Here is a 14,954-nt window from a genome sequence, read left to right on the forward strand (position 1 = left end):
ACATAGAAGGCGCGGCAGGTTCACAGGATAGAGACATGATAGATAACATTGCAATTGCAGCAGGCAGCTCCGTACTACAGAAAAAGCAAGACCTGAAGCGTTATTTTCAATTCGCATTATTGTTGCTGGCCGCGGGCACCATCTACCCGATGCTGTATCTGCGGCAAAACTACGAATTGACCATTCTCGATGCTTTCCGCATCAGCAAGGATGAACTGGAAAACAGCTATGCCTTGATGGGAGTGATCTACTTGATCGCTTACGGCCCCAGCGGCTGGCTGGCCGACAAGGTATCGGCACGCATCCTGATTCCGTTTTCGTTAGCGCTGGTCGGTGTTCTCGGCTTGTGGTTCGCCAGCTTTCCAGACAAGCAGTTCCTGCCGCTGATCTTCGCCGGCTGGGGCATAGGCGCCGGACTGACCTTCTGGGCGGCATTGATCAAGAGCGTCAAGCTGCTGGCCAAGCGCGATGAACAGGGGCGTTTTTTCGGAATCCTAGATGGCGGCCGCGGTTTGATCGAAGCAGTGCTGGCAACCGCCGCGCTCAGCATCTTTGCCTACATGATGCACAACTCTGCCTCCAGCCGGCAAGCCATGCAACCCATCGTGTACATGTACGCGATCAGCTGCCTGCTCATCGCGGTGCTGATCTTTGTGTTCCTGGACAAGCGCGATGTGGATGCGGATTCAGGTGCCGCCGGCCAGGACAAGGTGGGCCTGCTCGCCGGTTTGCGCATCTTGCTCGGCATTCCTCAGCTGTGGCTGATGGCCTTCATCATTCTTACCGGCTATCAGCTGTTCTGGGTAACGTATTCCTTTTCCTCCTTCCTGCGCCAGGGACACGGCATGGATGCAGTCGCCGCCGGCGCCATCACAGTCATCAAGCTGTGGATGCGGCCGATTGGCGGTATCGGCGGCGGTTTCCTCGGCAACCGTTTTTCCAATGAAAGCGTGCTGGCCGGCGCCATGCTGCTGGCGGCGGTCGGGCTGCTTGGCCTGATGATCTTGCCAGAGTACGCCAATACCTATGTGCTGCTGGCATTGGTGCTGCTGGTCGGCACCATGAGTTACACCGTGCGCGGGCTCTATTGGGCGTTGCTGGACAAGTGCCAGGTGCCGGCGTCGGTCATCGGCCTGGCGATCGGCGTGGTGTCCATGGTGGGTTATCTGCCAGACGTTTTTCTGCCGGAAATCAACGCAGCGGTGCTGACTAGATTCCCCGGATTGACCGGCTTCAAAGTCTACTTCGGCTATATCGCCCTGTGCGGCGTGCTGGGCGCCGCCGGCGTGTTCTATTTTAAAAAATCTACCAAGAAGGAAAGGGCGCAGCCATGAAAATCGTATCAATGCAATCCCATATCGTCGCCGTGCCGCCACCGTATTTCGGCGGCATGTACTGGATTTTCGTGACGCTGAAGACGGATTGCGGCATCGAAGGCGTTGGTGAAATATATGCCTCGACCTTTCATCCCAAGGTGATGGTGCCGGCCATCGCCGATGCTTTCGAACGCCATCTGCTGGATCACGATCCGCACCATATCGAGCGCTTTTTCCGCTCAGCCTATTCGAGCGGCTTCACCCAGCGTCCCGACCTGACCATGATGGGCATCGTCAGCGGCCTGGAGATGGCTTGCTGGGATATTATCGGCAAGGCCGCCAACAAGCCAGTCTATGAATTGATCGGCGGCCGCGTGCACGAACGGCTGCGTTCCTATACATATTTGTATCCGAAGAACAGCAAGGGCGAGTACGACTACGACGACGTCGACCTGGCGGCGGAGTGTGCGGTGGACATGATGAAGCAGGGCTTTACCGCGGTGAAGTTCGATCCCGCCGGCCCGTATAGCGCATACTCCGGCCATCATTTGTCGCTGGAGGTGATGGACAAGTCGGAAGAATTTTGCCGCAAGATCCGCGATGCCGTCGGCAGCAAATGCGATTTGCTGTTCGGCACGCATGGCCAGATGTCGACCGCTTCCGCCGTGCGGCTGGCCAAGCGTCTGGAAAAATACGATCCGCTCTGGTTTGAAGAACCGGTGCCGCCGGGGCAGTCTGACGCCATGGCAGTGGTGGCGGGCAAGACCAGCATTCCGATCGCTACCGGTGAACGGCTGACCACCAAGTACGAGTTCTTCGATCTGCTGAATCGCGGCGGCGCCTCCATCCTGCAGATGAACCTGGGTCGCGTCGGCGGCATCCTGGAAGCCAAGAAAATTGCTGCCATCGCCGAAGTGTATTACGCGCAGATCGCGCCGCATCTGTACAACGGCCCGATCGGCGCCGCCGCCAGCATCCAGCTGGCGACCGCCACGCCGAATTTCCTGATCCAGGAAAGCATCCGCAACTGGGACGGTTTCCATTCCGAGATCTTGAAGAAGCCGATTGTCTGGGAAGACGGTTTCATCATTCCCTCAACCGAACCCGGCCTCGGGGTAGAGTTGAACATGGAAGTGGTGGCAGCCAATTCGCCCTATACCGGCGACAAGCTGCACATTTCCATGGATCCCAAACCGTTCGACGTCAAGCATCAGTCTTCGGACAGCTGGAAAAACCGCTGGCGCGCAGAGAGTAAATAATGGCATTTGATTTCATCATCGTTGGCGCCGGTTCGGCTGGCTGCATCCTGGCCAACCGCCTGAGCGAATGCGGCAAATACAGCGTGCTGCTGCTCGAAGCCGGCGGCAGGGATAATTCCTACTGGCTTAAGATACCGGTCGGTTTCGCCCGCACTTACTATAATCCCGACTATAACTGGATGTACTACAGCGAACCGGAAACGCAGATGGCCGGGCGCCGGCTGTACGCGCCGCGCGGCAAGGTGGTGGGCGGCTCGGGCAATATCAACGCCATGATCTATGTGCGCGGTCAGGCCTGCGATTTCGACGACTGGGAAGCCGCCGGCAACCCCGGCTGGTCCTATCGCGATGTGCTGCCTTACTTCAAGAAACTGGAGGCACATCCGCTCGGCGACACCAGCTATCACAGCAGCAAGGGCCTGATCGGCATCACCCAGATGAAGAATGGCGCCCATCCGATCTGCCAGGATTACTTGCAGGCATGCAAGGAGCTCGGCTACCCGCTGAACGACGACTTCAACGGCGCCAGCTTCGAAGGCGCCGGCATCTACGAAGCCAACATCCGCAAGGGCAAGCGCGATTCCAGCGGCTATGCCTATCTGCATCCGGCGCTGAAGCGGCCTAACCTGACGCTGGAGCGCAATGCCTTGGCCGAGCAGATCCTGTTCGATCCGGACAAGCGCGCGGCCGGCGTCGCGGTCATGCAAAACGGCATGCGCCGCGTGTTCAACGCCAACAAGGAAGTGATCCTGGCGGCCGGCGCGGTCGACTCGCCCAAGCTGCTGCAATTGTCCGGCGTGGCGGACGCCGAACTGCTGGCCGCGCATAGCATCCCGCTGGTGCAGCATCTGCCAGGGGTGGGCAAGAACCTGCAAGATCACTTGTGCGTGTCGTTCTACTTCAAGGCTAACAAGAAGACGCTGAACGATCAGCTGGGATCGCTGCTGGGCCAGGCCAAGGCTGGCGTCCAGTATCTGTTCAAGCGTAGCGGTCCGCTGGCGATGAGCGTCAACCAGGCCGGCGGCTTCTTCAAGGGCAGCGCCGAAGAACAGCATCCCAACCTACAGCTCTATTTCAATCCCTTGTCTTACCAGATTCCCAAGAATCCGCTGGCAAAACTGAAGCCTGATCCGTATTCCGGCTTCCTGCTGTTCTTCAATCCTTGCCGTCCTAGCAGCCGCGGCGCCATCGAGATCGCCGGCAAGGATGCCTGCGTGCCGGCGAAGATCATGCCGAATTACCTCAGCACGCAAAAGGACCAGGAGGAAGCGATCCAGGGCGGCGCCCTGATACGCAAGCTGATCCAGGCGCCAGCCTTCAAGAAGATCATCGTGGAAGAGGTCTCTCCCGCTGCCGCCGTCAGCGACGACGCCAGCATGCTGCAATTTTTCCGCGAACAGGCCGGCTCGATCTACCACCTGTGCGGCTCTTGCGCGATGGGCCCGGACCAGCAAAAGTCGGTGGTTTCCAGCAAGCTGAAAGTGCATGGCGTCAAAGGTCTGCGCGTGATCGATGCATCGATTTTTCCCAACATCACTTCGGGGAATATCAATGCGGCGGTGATGATGGTGGCGGAGAAGGGGGCGGAGCAGATATTGACCGATTATCGCCAGCGCGCGGTATGAAAATTCGACTCTGACCCTAATTTTTATTGATCTATGTCTGGAACAGATTCATGAAGAACATTTTTATTACCGGCGGCACAAGTGGTATCGGTGCGGCCACGGCGCGCCATGCGATTACTGCCGGCCACAATGTATTTGTCACCGGCCGTAGCGAGCAACGATTGCAGGCTTTCCTGGGATCTTTCCATGGTGAGCAGCGCTCTCGCATTTTCGGAGAGGTGGGCGATGCCGGCTCCTGGGAGCAGACCGAGTCTGCCGTGCAGGCATGCCTGCAGCGCTGGGGCCGGCTGGACGTGGCTTTCGCCAATGCCGGATTTTCCGCGCGCGGCGACCTGGCCAGCGGCGATCCGGAGCAGTGGCGCGAGATGATCATGACGAATGTGCTAGGCGCGGCGTTGCTGATAAAAGCCACTTTGCCGGCGCTCACCACGGCACGCGGCTATTTCCTGTTCACCGGCAGCACCGCTGGCCGCAAGGTCTATCCGGGCAATCTCTATACCGCAACCAAATGGGCCGTCACCGGCCTGGCGGAAAGCCTGCGTCAGCAAGTGGTGGGAAGCGGAGTGCGCGTCTCTGTAATCTCCCCCGGCCATGTAGACACCCCGCTGTGGGCCGAACGTCCAGACGCCATGATGGAAGCGGACGACGTCGCGCGCGCAGTGATGTGGATACTGGACCAGCCCGACCATATTGACGTCAGCGAAATGATTATCCGCGCGCTCGGGCAAGAGTTTTAGCCAGTATCCAGGGGTCGCTTGCCTCACTTAATTGGGGTCAGAGTCGAATTATTTTGGCGATTGCCTGGATTCTTGCGGCTTGGGACGTTAAATTAGGTCAGAGTAATTTACGGCGATGAAGCTGCCGTAAAAAAAACTCTGACCCCATTTGACTGCGTCTGCGCTAGTTTTTGGAAAAACCAGCACCTCCGTATATATCAGTCTTCGCGGCGCAGGTGCGGGAACAGGATGACGTCGCGGATGTTCGGCGAGTCGGTGATCAGCATCATCAGGCGGTCGATGCCGATGCCGCAGCCGCCGGTCGGAGGCATGCCGTATTCCAGCGCGCGGATGTAGTCGGCGTCGTAGTACATGGCTTCTTCGTCGCCGGCGTCCTTGGCGGCTACCTGGGCCTGGAAGCGGGCGGCCTGGTCTTCGGAGTCGTTCAGCTCGGAGAAGCCGTTGGCGATTTCGCGGCCGGTGATGAACAGCTCGAAGCGTTCGGTGATGCCGGGCACCGTGTCGGAGGCGCGCGCCAGCGGCGATACTTCCACCGGATAGTCGACGATGTAGGTAGGATCCCACAGTTGCGCTTCGGCGGTTTCTTCAAACAGCGCCAGCTGCAGCGCGCCCAGGCCGGAATGCGCATGCGGCTTGACGCCGAATTTCTTCAGCTCGGCCTTGATGAATTCCGCGTCCTGCAATTGCGCATCCTGGTATTGCGGTGCGTATTTGTTGATGGCGCCGACGATGGTCAGGCGCTGGAACGGCTTGCTCAGGTCCAGTTCGCGGCCCTGATAGATCAGGGTAGCGGTGCCGTGGGCATCGACCGCAGCCTGGCGGATCACTTGTTCGGTGAAGGTCATCAGCCACTGATAGTCAACGTAAGCGGCATAGAATTCCATCATCGTGAATTCCGGATTGTGGCGCGGCGACACGCCTTCGTTACGGAAATTGCGATTGACTTCAAATACGCGCTCAAAGCCGCCGACCACCAGACGCTTCAGATACAGTTCAGGCGCGATGCGCATGAACATCTGCATGTCCAGCGCATTGTGGTGGGTGATGAACGGTTTGGCCGCGGCGCCGCCGGGGATGGCGTGCAGCATCGGCGTTTCGACTTCCATGAAGTCGTTCTTTTCCATGAAACGGCGGATCGACGACATGGCGGCAGTGCGCGCCTTGAAGGTGCGGCGCGTTTCTTCGTTCATGATCAGGTCGACGTAGCGCTGGCGGTACTTGGTTTCCTGGTCGGCCAGGCCGTGGAACTTGTCCGGCAGCGGACGCAGCGATTTGGTCAGCAGGCGCAGCGTGGTGACCTTGATCGACAGCTCGCCGGTCTTGGTCTTGAACAGCGTGCCTTCGGCGCCGAGGATGTCGCCGAGGTCGTAGTGCTTGAAGCTGTCGTAGTTGTCTTCACCGATGTTTTCCTTGGTGATGAACAGCTGGATGCGGCCGTCGGCCTTGCTGCCCGAGGCGTCCTGCAAGGTCGCGAAGGAAGCCTTGCCCATCACGCGCTTGAGCATCATGCGGCCGGCGACCACTACCTTGACGGCAGCGGCATCGAGCGCTTCGCCGTCCTGGCCGGCGTACTCCGCCTGCACCGCGTCTGCCTTGTGGGTCGGGCGGAAGTCATTGGGGAAGGCTACGCCCTGGCTGCGCAAGGCGCCGAGCTTGTTGCGGCGTTCCGCGATGATCTTGTTTTCGTCTTGCGGGACAGGTTGCTGCTGATTGTCTGTCGTCATGTCAGTGTCTTTTCAAATGATGCGGTGAAACGTCTGTGGTGCGGCGGGGAAGACCGTGCCGCGGAGATTGCCCGCGGCACCTTGTGCAACCGAGTTTGCTGCTTACACGCCTTGCTTGAGCGAGGCCGCGATGAAGTCGTCCAGGTCGCCGTCGAGGATGGCCTTGGTGTTGCCGCTCTCGAAGTTGGTGCGCAAATCCTTGATGCGCGACTGGTCCAGCACATAGGAACGGATCTGGTGGCCCCAGCCGACGTCGGTCTTGGAGTCTTCCAGTTTCTGCTGCTCGCTCATGCGCTTGCGCAGTTCCAGTTCATACAGCTTGGCTTTCAGCATGTCCCACGCTTCGGCGCGGTTGCGGTGCTGGCTGCGGTCGTTCTGGCATTGCACCACAATCCCGGACGGCATGTGCGTCAGGCGCACCGCCGAGTCGGTCTTGTTGATGTGCTGGCCGCCGGCGCCGGATGCGCGGTAAGTATCGACGCGGACGTCGGCAGGATTGACGTCGATATCGATCGAATCATCTACTTCCGGATACACGAACAAGCTGGAGAACGAGGTGTGGCGGCCGTTGGCGGAATCGAAAGGCGATTTGCGCACCAGGCGGTGAACGCCGGTTTCGGTGCGCAGGAAGCCATAGGCGTAGTCGCCTTCGACTTTCAGGGTCGCGGTCTTGATGCCGGCGATTTCGCCGTCGGACTGTTCCAGGATCTCGACCTTGAAGCCCTTGCGTTCGCAATAGCGCAGGTACTGGCGCAGCAGCATCGACGCCCAGTCCTGGGCCTCGGTGCCGCCGGCGCCGGCCTGGATGTCGATGAAGCAGTTGTTCGGGTCCATCGGATTGCTGAACATGCGGCGGAATTCCATGCCTTCCACCAGCTTGCGCAATTCCTCGGTATCGGCTTCGACCGCTTCTACCGTTGCTTCATCCTGCTCTTCGCGGGCCATCAGGAACAGATCGGTGGTGTCGCCCAGATCGGCTTCGATCTTGGTCAGCGTCAGCACGATGGCTTCCAGCGATTTCTTTTCTTTACCCAGGTCCTGGGCGCGCTTCTGGTCGTTCCAGACTTCCGGATCTTCCAGTTCGCCATTGACCTGGTCGAGTTTCTCTAACTTCGTATCGAAGTCAAAGATACCTCCGAAGTTCGGCTTCGCGACTGGTCAGGTCGGCGAGCAGGTTTTGCAGGGAATTTAAGCGTTCGGCTTCCATTTTTGGCTCTTTTGCAATCAAACCCTAAATTATACGCCAGCAGCATGGCAGATGGCGCGGGTGTTTCCCGATTGACACGGATTCGGCGCTGTTTTGTCTCAAATCGGAAGCAATGTGAACCATTGCAAGATGGCAGCTATCGAAGCGGCAAGCTCATTACAATGGATTACGCTTGATAACTCTTCAGCCTGGCTCGGCCGCCTATGTTGCTTAAGCTACGATGTGATGCTGTTTTGTCATCGCCGATGCTGATGATTCCGCTATGCCTGGCGCTGGGCGCCTGCGGCATGCTGGCGCCGACGCCGGCGCCGCACGGCGAAGTGCAGAGCGCTTCCACCAGCGGCGCCGAACTGGGGCAGTCCGACGTCAACCGCATCGCCACGCTGGGGATGCGCGACAATCTGGACAGCTTGTACCGCTTGCTGGACAAGCTGTACCGGCGCAATCCGGCCGAATGGAAAAAGACCGCCGGCAGCCGCGAACTGGCGATCAAGCGGGTGCGCGATGCGATCGAGGCGCGCCAGCCATGGCCCGAGCTGCAGGGCAAGCATGACATCCAGGCGCTGTCGCTGGCGCTGACGCCGGATTTCAGCGGCGACCGCGCGGCGGCCTTCATCTATGGCGCGGCCGACATGATCATCGTCGCCCACGGCGGCAAGACCAAGTTCTACCTGATCGACGGCTTCGACGCCCAGTACCTGTACAACGCTGCGCGCAACATGGAAATTGCCGCATGGATACTCAACAGCCGCAAGAATACTGCCGGCCAGCCTTTGCTGCTGTCCAACGACATGAGCGAGAGCGAGCGCAACATCAGTTTTGAAAGGGAGTTCGGCAAGATCATCGCCCGCATCGACTTGCTGGCTGAGATGACCACCGAGAAATACCGGCGCGCCGGCATCAGCTACCTGCAGAATCTGGTGGGCGGGACTTTCCTGCAGTTCCTGCCGGTGCGTTGACGCTGTAGCACCCTGGCGGCTTCAGGCCGGCGCCAGTTCTACATGTACGCGCAGGCTGAGCGCCGTGGCGATGCTGACCAGGGCATCCAGCGAAAAGTGCGACACGCGGCCGCACAGCAGATCGTCCATGCGCATCTGGCTGATCCTGCAATGGCTGGCAGCGTCGGCGTCAGTCCATCCGCTCTGCTGCACGATGTCAGCGATTTTTTCCAGCAGTTCAGAACGCGTGTGCAGATTGGCGGCATGCTCAGCCGCATTGGCAATCGGGTCCCACACGCTGGCGTAGCTGTCGGCTTTGCGCATTTTTCACCTCTCGTCTGTATTTCCGGTCGTTATGTCCGGTTTTGTCCGCATTATGTCTACGCAGCGTATTTTTTGATATTGGCTGCAGGCTTAACATGATCTTCAACGATGGCAGTCCGGTCCACGGGCGCCGCGTATAGCGGATGAGGTTAAAAGATGTTGAGCGTGGGAATACTGGTGTTTGACGATGTCGAGATCCTTGATTTTTCCGGACCCTACGAAGTGTTTTCGACGGCCGCCCGGGTCCACGGCAGGAGCAACGGTAACGGCGCCGCGGCGCATCTGTTCAAGTGCTTCCTGGTCGCGCCCGCCATGCAGCCGGTGCGGGCGAGAGGGGGCATGAAAGTACTGCCGGACTGCGTGCTGACGCCGTCTGCCGACCTCGATGTGCTGCTGGTGCCGGGCGGGGATGTGGCGGCGATACTCAAGAACGACGCGGTAATCCAATGGCTTGCCGCGCAGTCGCAGGGGACGGCAATCATGGCTTCGGTCTGCACCGGCGCCTTCCTGCTGGCCAAGGCTGGCCTGCTGCAGGGGCTGGATGTCACCACCCACTGGGAAGACCAGGAGGAGTTGCAAGCCGGTTTTCCGGGCTTGAACGTGAAGCCGGACGTAGCCTGGATAGATTGCGGTAAAGTGGTGACTTCCGGCGGCATTTCGGCGGGCATCGACATGAGTCTGCATCTGGTCGAGCGCCTGGCTGGACGTCCGCTGGCTGACGCCACCGCCAGACAGATGGAGTACCGATGGCTGCAATAACTGACAACACGCGCCAGGCCGAGACCACGATTCCGGTCTATTTCCTGCTGCGCGACGCTACCATGACGCTTGACCTGATGGGTCCGGCGGAGGTGCTGCGTTATGCCAACCGGATTGCCGAGCGCGAGGGCCGCGCCGATTTTTTCGCGTTGCGCTATGTCAGCGCCGCTGACCACATCAACACCTCGCTCGGACTCGGCCTGACCGGATTCGGACCTTTGCCGGACAGCCTGCCACCCAACGCCATGGTGGTGCTGCACGGCTGCGTCGGCAGCGACGACGATTTCAGCAGCGCCAACGACCAGCGCGCGGTAGGCTGGCTGCGCGCGCAGTGGCAGGATAGCCATCGCCTGCTGTGCAGCTGCACCGGTGCCCTGCTGGCCGGCTATGCCGGTTTGCTGGATGGTCGCCAGTGCACGACCCATCACAGCCATTGCGACGCCTTGCGCAGCATCGCGCCGCGCGCCCACGTACTGGAAAACCGCATCTTCGTCGAAGACCGCAATATCTACACCAGCGCCGGCGTCACCACCGGCATCGACCTGGCGCTGCATGTGGTGGCGCAGATTGCCGGCCACGCCCGCAGCGCCTCGATTGCCCGTTCCCTGGTGATCTACATGCGTCGCGCCGGCAGCGATCCGCAGCTGTCGCCATGGCAGGCTTGCCGCAATCACTTGCACCCCGCGGTGCACCGGGTGCAGGACGCTATCATTGGCGATCCCGCACACGACTGGGACCTGCCGCAGTTGGCCGCCATCGCCTGCACCAGCGAACGCCATCTGACGCGGCTGTTCCGCGAGCACACCGGCTGCAGCCTGGTCGACTACATCCAGCGCATCCGCGTCGCCCTGGTGCGCGAGCTGCTGACGCAATCCAAGCTGGACATGGAGCAGGTCGCCCAGCAAGCCGGTTTCAACTCGACCAGGCAATTGCGCCGCGTCTGGAGCAAATTCGAAAACTTCCCACCCAGCCAGCAACGCCAACCCAGTAGTTAAATAGGGTCAGAGTCGAATTTTTGTTTTCTAAAAAATTCGACTCTGACCCTATTTAACGGACTACGGAGTAATGCATTCCGCGTTCTAGGAATTACATCGGTTCCGCGTGCTCAACCATCAGCTGTACCTTGGTAACCCCGTTATATTCATTGGCATCCAGCCGGAACGCCACCTTGGCCTTGCTCCCTAGTTCATCGGTGTGCCCGAACCAGATTGCATCGTAGCGCGTGCCATTCCGTTCCAGCAGCAGCTTCAGATGCTTTTCCTTCAGGATGCGCTGGCTGACTACCCGGAATTCGTCGCAAAACAGCGGCGGGGCAAAGCCCTGGCCCCATACCTGGCCATCCATCAGTTCGATGAACTGGGTGGTGTAGTAAGCATCTTCCAGAGGCCCGTCGGTTTCCACCACGCGTTCCAGCTGGCTCTTGCCCAGCCATTCGCGCCCGACTTTTTCAAAGGCTTCGGCGAACGCTTCAAACGCATCGGCGCGGATAGTCAGCCCGGCCGCCATCGCGTGGCCGCCGAATTTCTGGATCAGGCTGGGCGCATGCTTGGACACCAGGTCCAGCGCATCGCGCAGATGAAAGCCGGGAATCGAGCGCCCCGAGCCCTTGATCAAACCTTCGCCGCCTGGCGCAAAGGTAATCGTCGGCCGGTAGAACTTATCCTTCAGGCGTGAGGCCACGATCCCGATCACACCCTGGTGCCAGGAGGCATCGAAGACACTGATGGTGGTGCTGTCCTGCGGCTTGAAATCATCCAGCAAGGCCAGCGCGGTATCCTGCATGCCGGCTTCGATATCGCGCCGTTCGCGGTTGATAGCGTCGAGCTGCTGGGCGATGGCCCAGGCGCGGCCCTCGTCGTCGGTGGTCAGGCATTCGATGCCGAGCGCCATGTCGGCCAGGCGGCCGGCGGCGTTCAGGCGCGGCCCCAGCGCGAAGCCGAGATCGAAAGGCGTGGCGCGGCGCGCCTCGCGGCCGGCAGCGCGGAACAGGGCGGCAATGCCGGCATGCATGCGGCCGGCGCGCATGCGCTTCAAGCCTTGCGCGACCAGGATGCGGTTGTTGGCGTCCAGCTTGACGACGTCGGCCACGGTGCCGAGCGCCACCAGGTCCAGCAGCACATCCAGCTTCGGCTGGCTCTTGGCGTCGAACACGCCGCGCTTGCGCATTTCGGCGCGCAGCGCCAGCAAGACATAGAACATGACGCCGACGCCTGCCAGGTTCTTGCTGGGAAAGCCGCATTCCGGCTGGTTGGGATTGACGATGACGCGCGCCGCCGGCAGCGTATCGGCGGGCAAGTGATGATCGGTGACCACCACCTCGATGCCGCGCCGGTTGGCCTCTTCCACGCCGTCGATGCTGGCGATGCCGTTGTCGACCGTGACGATGATGTCGGGCGATTTCTCGCGGGCGGTCAGTTCGACGATCTCCGGCGTCAGGCCGTAGCCGTACTCGAAGCGGTTGGGCACGATGAAATCGATGTTGGCGCCCAGCAGCCGCAGGCCGCGCAGGCCGACCGCGCAGGCGGTGGCGCCGTCGCAGTCGTAGTCGGCGACGATCACCATTTTCTTTTTCGCGGCGATGGCGTCGGCCAGGAAGCTGGCGGCGGCGTCGATATGCAGCAGGCCGGCGGGCGGGATCAGCGCCGTCAGTTCGCTCTCCAGCTCCTTGACGTCGAGCAGGCCGCGCGCGCTGTAAACGCGCGCCAGCACGGGATGGATGCCGCTCTGGTGCAGCCGTTCAGAGTCGCGGAAGGAATAGGGGCGGGTGGTGATGCGGGTCATGGCAGCAATCTAGCTAGGGTTGGCGTGAGCCAGAATTTTTTCAGCGAGAACCTGGTGGTGCTCAGTTCAAGCACGTGGCTGCTGTCGGTGACGATCAGGGACAGGCTATCCAGCTGCCCTTGTCGCATGGCTTGCAGCAAGGGGGCGAACCAGGTGCTTTCCAGTGTGTGCAGCTGCTCCAGCCAGCTCGACCATTCGCCGGTGAGCGCAGGCTGGATCAGCGCATCCAGCGTCAGCAGGCCTTGTCCCGGCTTGGCGGCGACGATGTCGGCTGCGCCGGCCTTGGCGACGGCCATCTTGGCATATTGGCCGAGACCGCCGAAGCCGTCCGGCAGATTGAATACTTCGCGCTTGCCGATGCTTGGCGCTGTAGCGGGCGAGCCGCCCCACAGCCACAGGGAGTTGACCGCCTGCTTGCCCTGCATCTGGCGGCGCTCGTTCAAAGGATGGGCAAACCACAGCATCTGCACTTCATTCTGCAGCTTGCGCCAGTCGCGGGCGCCGTCGCCTTGCGGCATCCAGATATCGATGTTGTGCCCGCAGGTCGCGTCCGGCGTCGAGGTCAGCAAGCCCTGCCAGTCGTCGGCGCGCATGAACCAGGTGTTGGCGTCGCCATATACCAGCTCCCGCTCAACTTCGGCAAACAGCGGCGCCGCGGCATCGAACAATTCACGCGAATCCGCCTCGGACAAGGCGATCTGACGGATATCGGTCAGCACCAGATGGTCGCGGGCGATATGGATGTGCGCCGGATGCAGCATGAACCAGGCGCCTTGTTCTGCCGGCAGGCCCAGCGCGCGCATGGCGGCGCAAGCCAGGGCAGGGCTGTTATGCACGTCTTGCCCTGGCGCGGGGTGCGCCGGCACGAACGAAGGCAGGGGAAACTGCGCGCTCAGCCACATCTCATGCGGCAAGGCGCGGGCGAAATCGTCGAATTCGCGGCGGGAATGCTCTTTTCTGGCGCGCGCCATCAGGGTGGCAAGGGCAGGCAGCTTCAATTCGCGCAACAAATCGCGCGCCAGTTCCGGCGGCGGCAGGCCGAATGGCAAAAGGATAGTTAAATGACTCATGGCGAGATTGTAGGGCATCCGGGGAAGCGCGGCGAGTTTGGCAAGATTTATCCCGTCAGCTAGCGTTCAGGGGAAAAATGTCAGGATGGCGGAAACCCGATAGAATTTCCTTCACCTTTCATAGCCAGTCAACGCCAGCCACCATGAACGCACAAAACCTGTTTACCACGCTGTTTGAATACAAAACCTGGGCCAACGAGACCTTGTTTGCCGCCATCGGCGCCTTGCCGGCGGATGCCCACGAGCGCGAAAAGCATGACGCCATACGCATTCTGAATCACGTCTACGTGGTGGATTGCATATTTCAAGCCAACCTGCAGCGCCTGCCACATGCCTACAAGGGTTTGAATACGCCGGCCACGCCTGCGCTTGCGGATCTGCGAGCAGCGGTGCGTGAGACCGATGGCTGGCTGCTTGGGTATGCCGGTGGCCTGTCAGCGGCAGAGCTTGATGAAGCCGTCGATTTCACTTTCGTCGACGGCTCGCCGGGGCGGATGTCGCGTGCCGAGATGCTGATGCATGTACTCACGCACGGCAATTATCATCGCGGCGCGGTCGGCCGCATCCTGGCGCAGATCGGCGTGCCGCCGCAGCGCGATACGCTGACGGTGTTCATGCACCGGCCGGAGCGCGCGCACGCCGGCCGGTAACGCCTGTCATACGGGCCAGCGCCCGCACCGTCAGAAATTCAGCTTGGCGCTGAGCGTGAACTCGCGGCCGGCGCCGATATTGACGAACGGCGTGCCGCTGCAGCAGCTGGCGGTGTAGTAGGTCGAGTCGAAAAGGTTCTTGACGTTGAACTGCCAGTCTACCGATTGCCCTTCGATCAGGGTGTTCCAGGATACGAATGCATCCATCACGCGGCCGTAGGGCAGGTGATAGACCTTGCCCGTGCCGTCGCCCACCGGCAGGCTGCTGAATACGCGGGCGCCGGCGCCGGCTCTGATGCGGCCTTCGACCGGGCCAATGCGCGAGATGCCGAAATCGCGCGTCAGGTACAGCGACGCCGCATGCTTGGGAGTGTTCGGCAACGGGTTGCCGGCCAGCTTGGGGTCATCGGCATAGCGCGCTTCGGTGTAGGCGTAGCTGCCGACCAGGCTCAGGTTCTGGCTGATGCGGCCAGTGGCGTCGAACTCCAGGCCGCGCGAGCGCGCCTTGCCGGCGTTGCGGGTGTAGTTGATGCCGTTGATGGTTTCGGTGGTCTGGATGTTGCG

14 protein-coding genes are annotated in these 14,954 nt (G+C 60.8%); 8 read left to right on the forward strand and 6 right to left on the reverse strand.

The features are described from left to right. Window positions 1-35 precede the first annotated feature (35 nt). Genes VNZ65_RS25005 through VNZ65_RS25020 form a run of 4 tightly spaced genes read left to right on the forward strand, consistent with a single transcriptional unit; the run spans window position 36 to window position 4,937 of the window. Window positions 36-1,334, forward strand: a complete 1,299-nt coding sequence (locus VNZ65_RS25005) for an MFS transporter (protein WP_325673960.1) — start codon at window positions 36-38, stop codon at window positions 1,332-1,334. Beyond that, window positions 1,331-2,575, forward strand: coding sequence for a mandelate racemase/muconate lactonizing enzyme family protein (locus VNZ65_RS25010; protein ID WP_325673962.1), 1,245 nt, complete (start codon window positions 1,331-1,333; stop codon window positions 2,573-2,575). Before VNZ65_RS25005 ends, VNZ65_RS25010 begins: the two co-directional genes overlap by 4 nt. Then, a complete protein-coding gene (locus VNZ65_RS25015; protein WP_325673964.1) occupies window positions 2,575-4,200 on the forward strand; it encodes a GMC family oxidoreductase in 1,626 nt (541 codons plus the stop codon). Before VNZ65_RS25010 ends, VNZ65_RS25015 begins: the two co-directional genes overlap by 1 nt. A 50-nt stretch (window positions 4,201-4,250) precedes the next feature. After that, window positions 4,251-4,937 carry an SDR family oxidoreductase gene (locus VNZ65_RS25020; protein ID WP_325673966.1) on the forward strand — a complete coding sequence of 229 codons (687 nt, stop codon included), beginning with the start codon at window positions 4,251-4,253 and terminating at the stop codon, window positions 4,935-4,937. A gap of 197 nt (window positions 4,938-5,134) precedes the next feature. On the opposite strand, the gene lysS is transcribed toward VNZ65_RS25020, so the two are convergent. Both lysS and prfB read right to left on the reverse strand, forming a co-directional pair. Beyond that, window positions 5,135-6,661 (reverse strand): lysine--tRNA ligase, encoded by a 1,527-nt coding sequence (gene lysS / locus VNZ65_RS25025; RefSeq protein ID WP_325673967.1) that lies wholly within the window; start codon window positions 6,659-6,661, stop codon window positions 5,135-5,137. A gap of 102 nt (window positions 6,662-6,763) precedes the next feature. Continuing rightward, a protein-coding gene (gene prfB, locus VNZ65_RS25030) for a peptide chain release factor 2 (RefSeq protein ID WP_325673968.1) occupies window positions 6,764-7,868 on the reverse strand; the annotation gives its coding sequence in 2 pieces (ribosomal slippage) (window positions 6,764-7,786 and window positions 7,788-7,868; 1,104 coding nt in all). A 251-nt stretch (window positions 7,869-8,119) separates the two neighbouring features. Here prfB and VNZ65_RS25035 point away from each other — a divergent pair. After that, a complete protein-coding gene (locus VNZ65_RS25035; RefSeq protein WP_325673970.1) occupies window positions 8,120-8,827 on the forward strand; it encodes a hypothetical protein in 708 nt (235 codons plus the stop codon). A gap of 21 nt (window positions 8,828-8,848) precedes the next feature. On the opposite strand, the gene VNZ65_RS25040 is transcribed toward VNZ65_RS25035, so the two are convergent. After that, a complete protein-coding gene (locus VNZ65_RS25040) occupies window positions 8,849-9,130 on the reverse strand; it encodes a helix-turn-helix domain-containing protein (protein ID WP_325673972.1) in 282 nt (93 codons plus the stop codon). A gap of 156 nt (window positions 9,131-9,286) precedes the next feature. Here VNZ65_RS25040 and VNZ65_RS25045 point away from each other — a divergent pair, with 156 nt between their 5' ends. Then, a complete protein-coding gene (locus tag VNZ65_RS25045; protein WP_325673973.1) occupies window positions 9,287-9,889 on the forward strand; it encodes a DJ-1/PfpI family protein in 603 nt (200 codons plus the stop codon). Next, window positions 9,877-10,884, forward strand: a complete 1,008-nt coding sequence (locus VNZ65_RS25050) for a GlxA family transcriptional regulator (RefSeq protein WP_325673975.1) — start codon at window positions 9,877-9,879, stop codon at window positions 10,882-10,884. The genes VNZ65_RS25045 and VNZ65_RS25050 overlap by 13 nt, the downstream gene beginning before the upstream one ends. Before the next feature lie 91 nt (window positions 10,885-10,975). On the opposite strand, the gene recJ is transcribed toward VNZ65_RS25050, so the two are convergent. Both recJ and VNZ65_RS25060 read right to left on the reverse strand, forming a co-directional pair. After that, window positions 10,976-12,670, reverse strand: a complete 1,695-nt coding sequence (gene recJ, locus VNZ65_RS25055; RefSeq protein ID WP_325673977.1) for a single-stranded-DNA-specific exonuclease RecJ — start codon at window positions 12,668-12,670, stop codon at window positions 10,976-10,978. Then, window positions 12,667-13,740, reverse strand: coding sequence for a hypothetical protein (locus tag VNZ65_RS25060; RefSeq protein WP_325673979.1), 1,074 nt, complete (start codon window positions 13,738-13,740; stop codon window positions 12,667-12,669). The genes recJ and VNZ65_RS25060 overlap by 4 nt, the downstream gene beginning before the upstream one ends. 143 nt (window positions 13,741-13,883) lie before the next feature. On the opposite strand from VNZ65_RS25060, the gene VNZ65_RS25065 reads away from it, so the two are divergent. Next, window positions 13,884-14,390, forward strand: a complete 507-nt coding sequence (locus VNZ65_RS25065; protein WP_325673981.1) for a DinB family protein — start codon at window positions 13,884-13,886, stop codon at window positions 14,388-14,390. 30 nt (window positions 14,391-14,420) lie between these two features. Here the strand turns inward: VNZ65_RS25065 and VNZ65_RS25070 are convergent. Next, the coding region (locus VNZ65_RS25070) for a TonB-dependent receptor domain-containing protein (RefSeq protein WP_325673983.1) at window positions 14,421-14,954 on the reverse strand (534 nt) is incomplete at its 5' end.

Origin of the sequence: Collimonas sp., from assembly GCF_035566555.1 — a bacterium.
In the GTDB taxonomy this organism is placed as follows: Bacteria; Pseudomonadota; Gammaproteobacteria; order Burkholderiales; family Burkholderiaceae_D; genus Collimonas.

What these genes read in the sequence shown, in the direction of transcription:
- VNZ65_RS25005 (WP_325673960.1), top strand. Translation starts at nt 36, where the DNA reads ATGATAGATAACATTGCAATTGCAGCAGGCAGCTCCGTACTACAGAAA.
- VNZ65_RS25010 (WP_325673962.1), top strand. Translation starts at nt 1,331, where the DNA reads ATGAAAATCGTATCAATGCAATCCCATATCGTCGCCGTGCCGCCACCG.
- VNZ65_RS25015 (WP_325673964.1), top strand. Translation starts at nt 2,575, where the DNA reads ATGGCATTTGATTTCATCATCGTTGGCGCCGGTTCGGCTGGCTGCATC.
- VNZ65_RS25020 (WP_325673966.1), top strand. Translation starts at nt 4,251, where the DNA reads ATGAAGAACATTTTTATTACCGGCGGCACAAGTGGTATCGGTGCGGCC.
- lysS (WP_325673967.1), bottom strand. Translation starts at nt 6,661, where the DNA reads ATGACGACAGACAATCAGCAGCAACCTGTCCCGCAAGACGAAAACAAG.
- VNZ65_RS25035 (WP_325673970.1), top strand. Translation starts at nt 8,120, where the DNA reads ATGATTCCGCTATGCCTGGCGCTGGGCGCCTGCGGCATGCTGGCGCCG.
- VNZ65_RS25040 (WP_325673972.1), bottom strand. Translation starts at nt 9,130, where the DNA reads ATGCGCAAAGCCGACAGCTACGCCAGCGTGTGGGACCCGATTGCCAAT.
- VNZ65_RS25045 (WP_325673973.1), top strand. Translation starts at nt 9,287, where the DNA reads ATGTTGAGCGTGGGAATACTGGTGTTTGACGATGTCGAGATCCTTGAT.
- VNZ65_RS25050 (WP_325673975.1), top strand. Translation starts at nt 9,877, where the DNA reads ATGGCTGCAATAACTGACAACACGCGCCAGGCCGAGACCACGATTCCG.
- recJ (WP_325673977.1), bottom strand. Translation starts at nt 12,670, where the DNA reads ATGACCCGCATCACCACCCGCCCCTATTCCTTCCGCGACTCTGAACGG.
- VNZ65_RS25060 (WP_325673979.1), bottom strand. Translation starts at nt 13,740, where the DNA reads ATGAGTCATTTAACTATCCTTTTGCCATTCGGCCTGCCGCCGCCGGAA.
- VNZ65_RS25065 (WP_325673981.1), top strand. Translation starts at nt 13,884, where the DNA reads ATGAACGCACAAAACCTGTTTACCACGCTGTTTGAATACAAAACCTGG.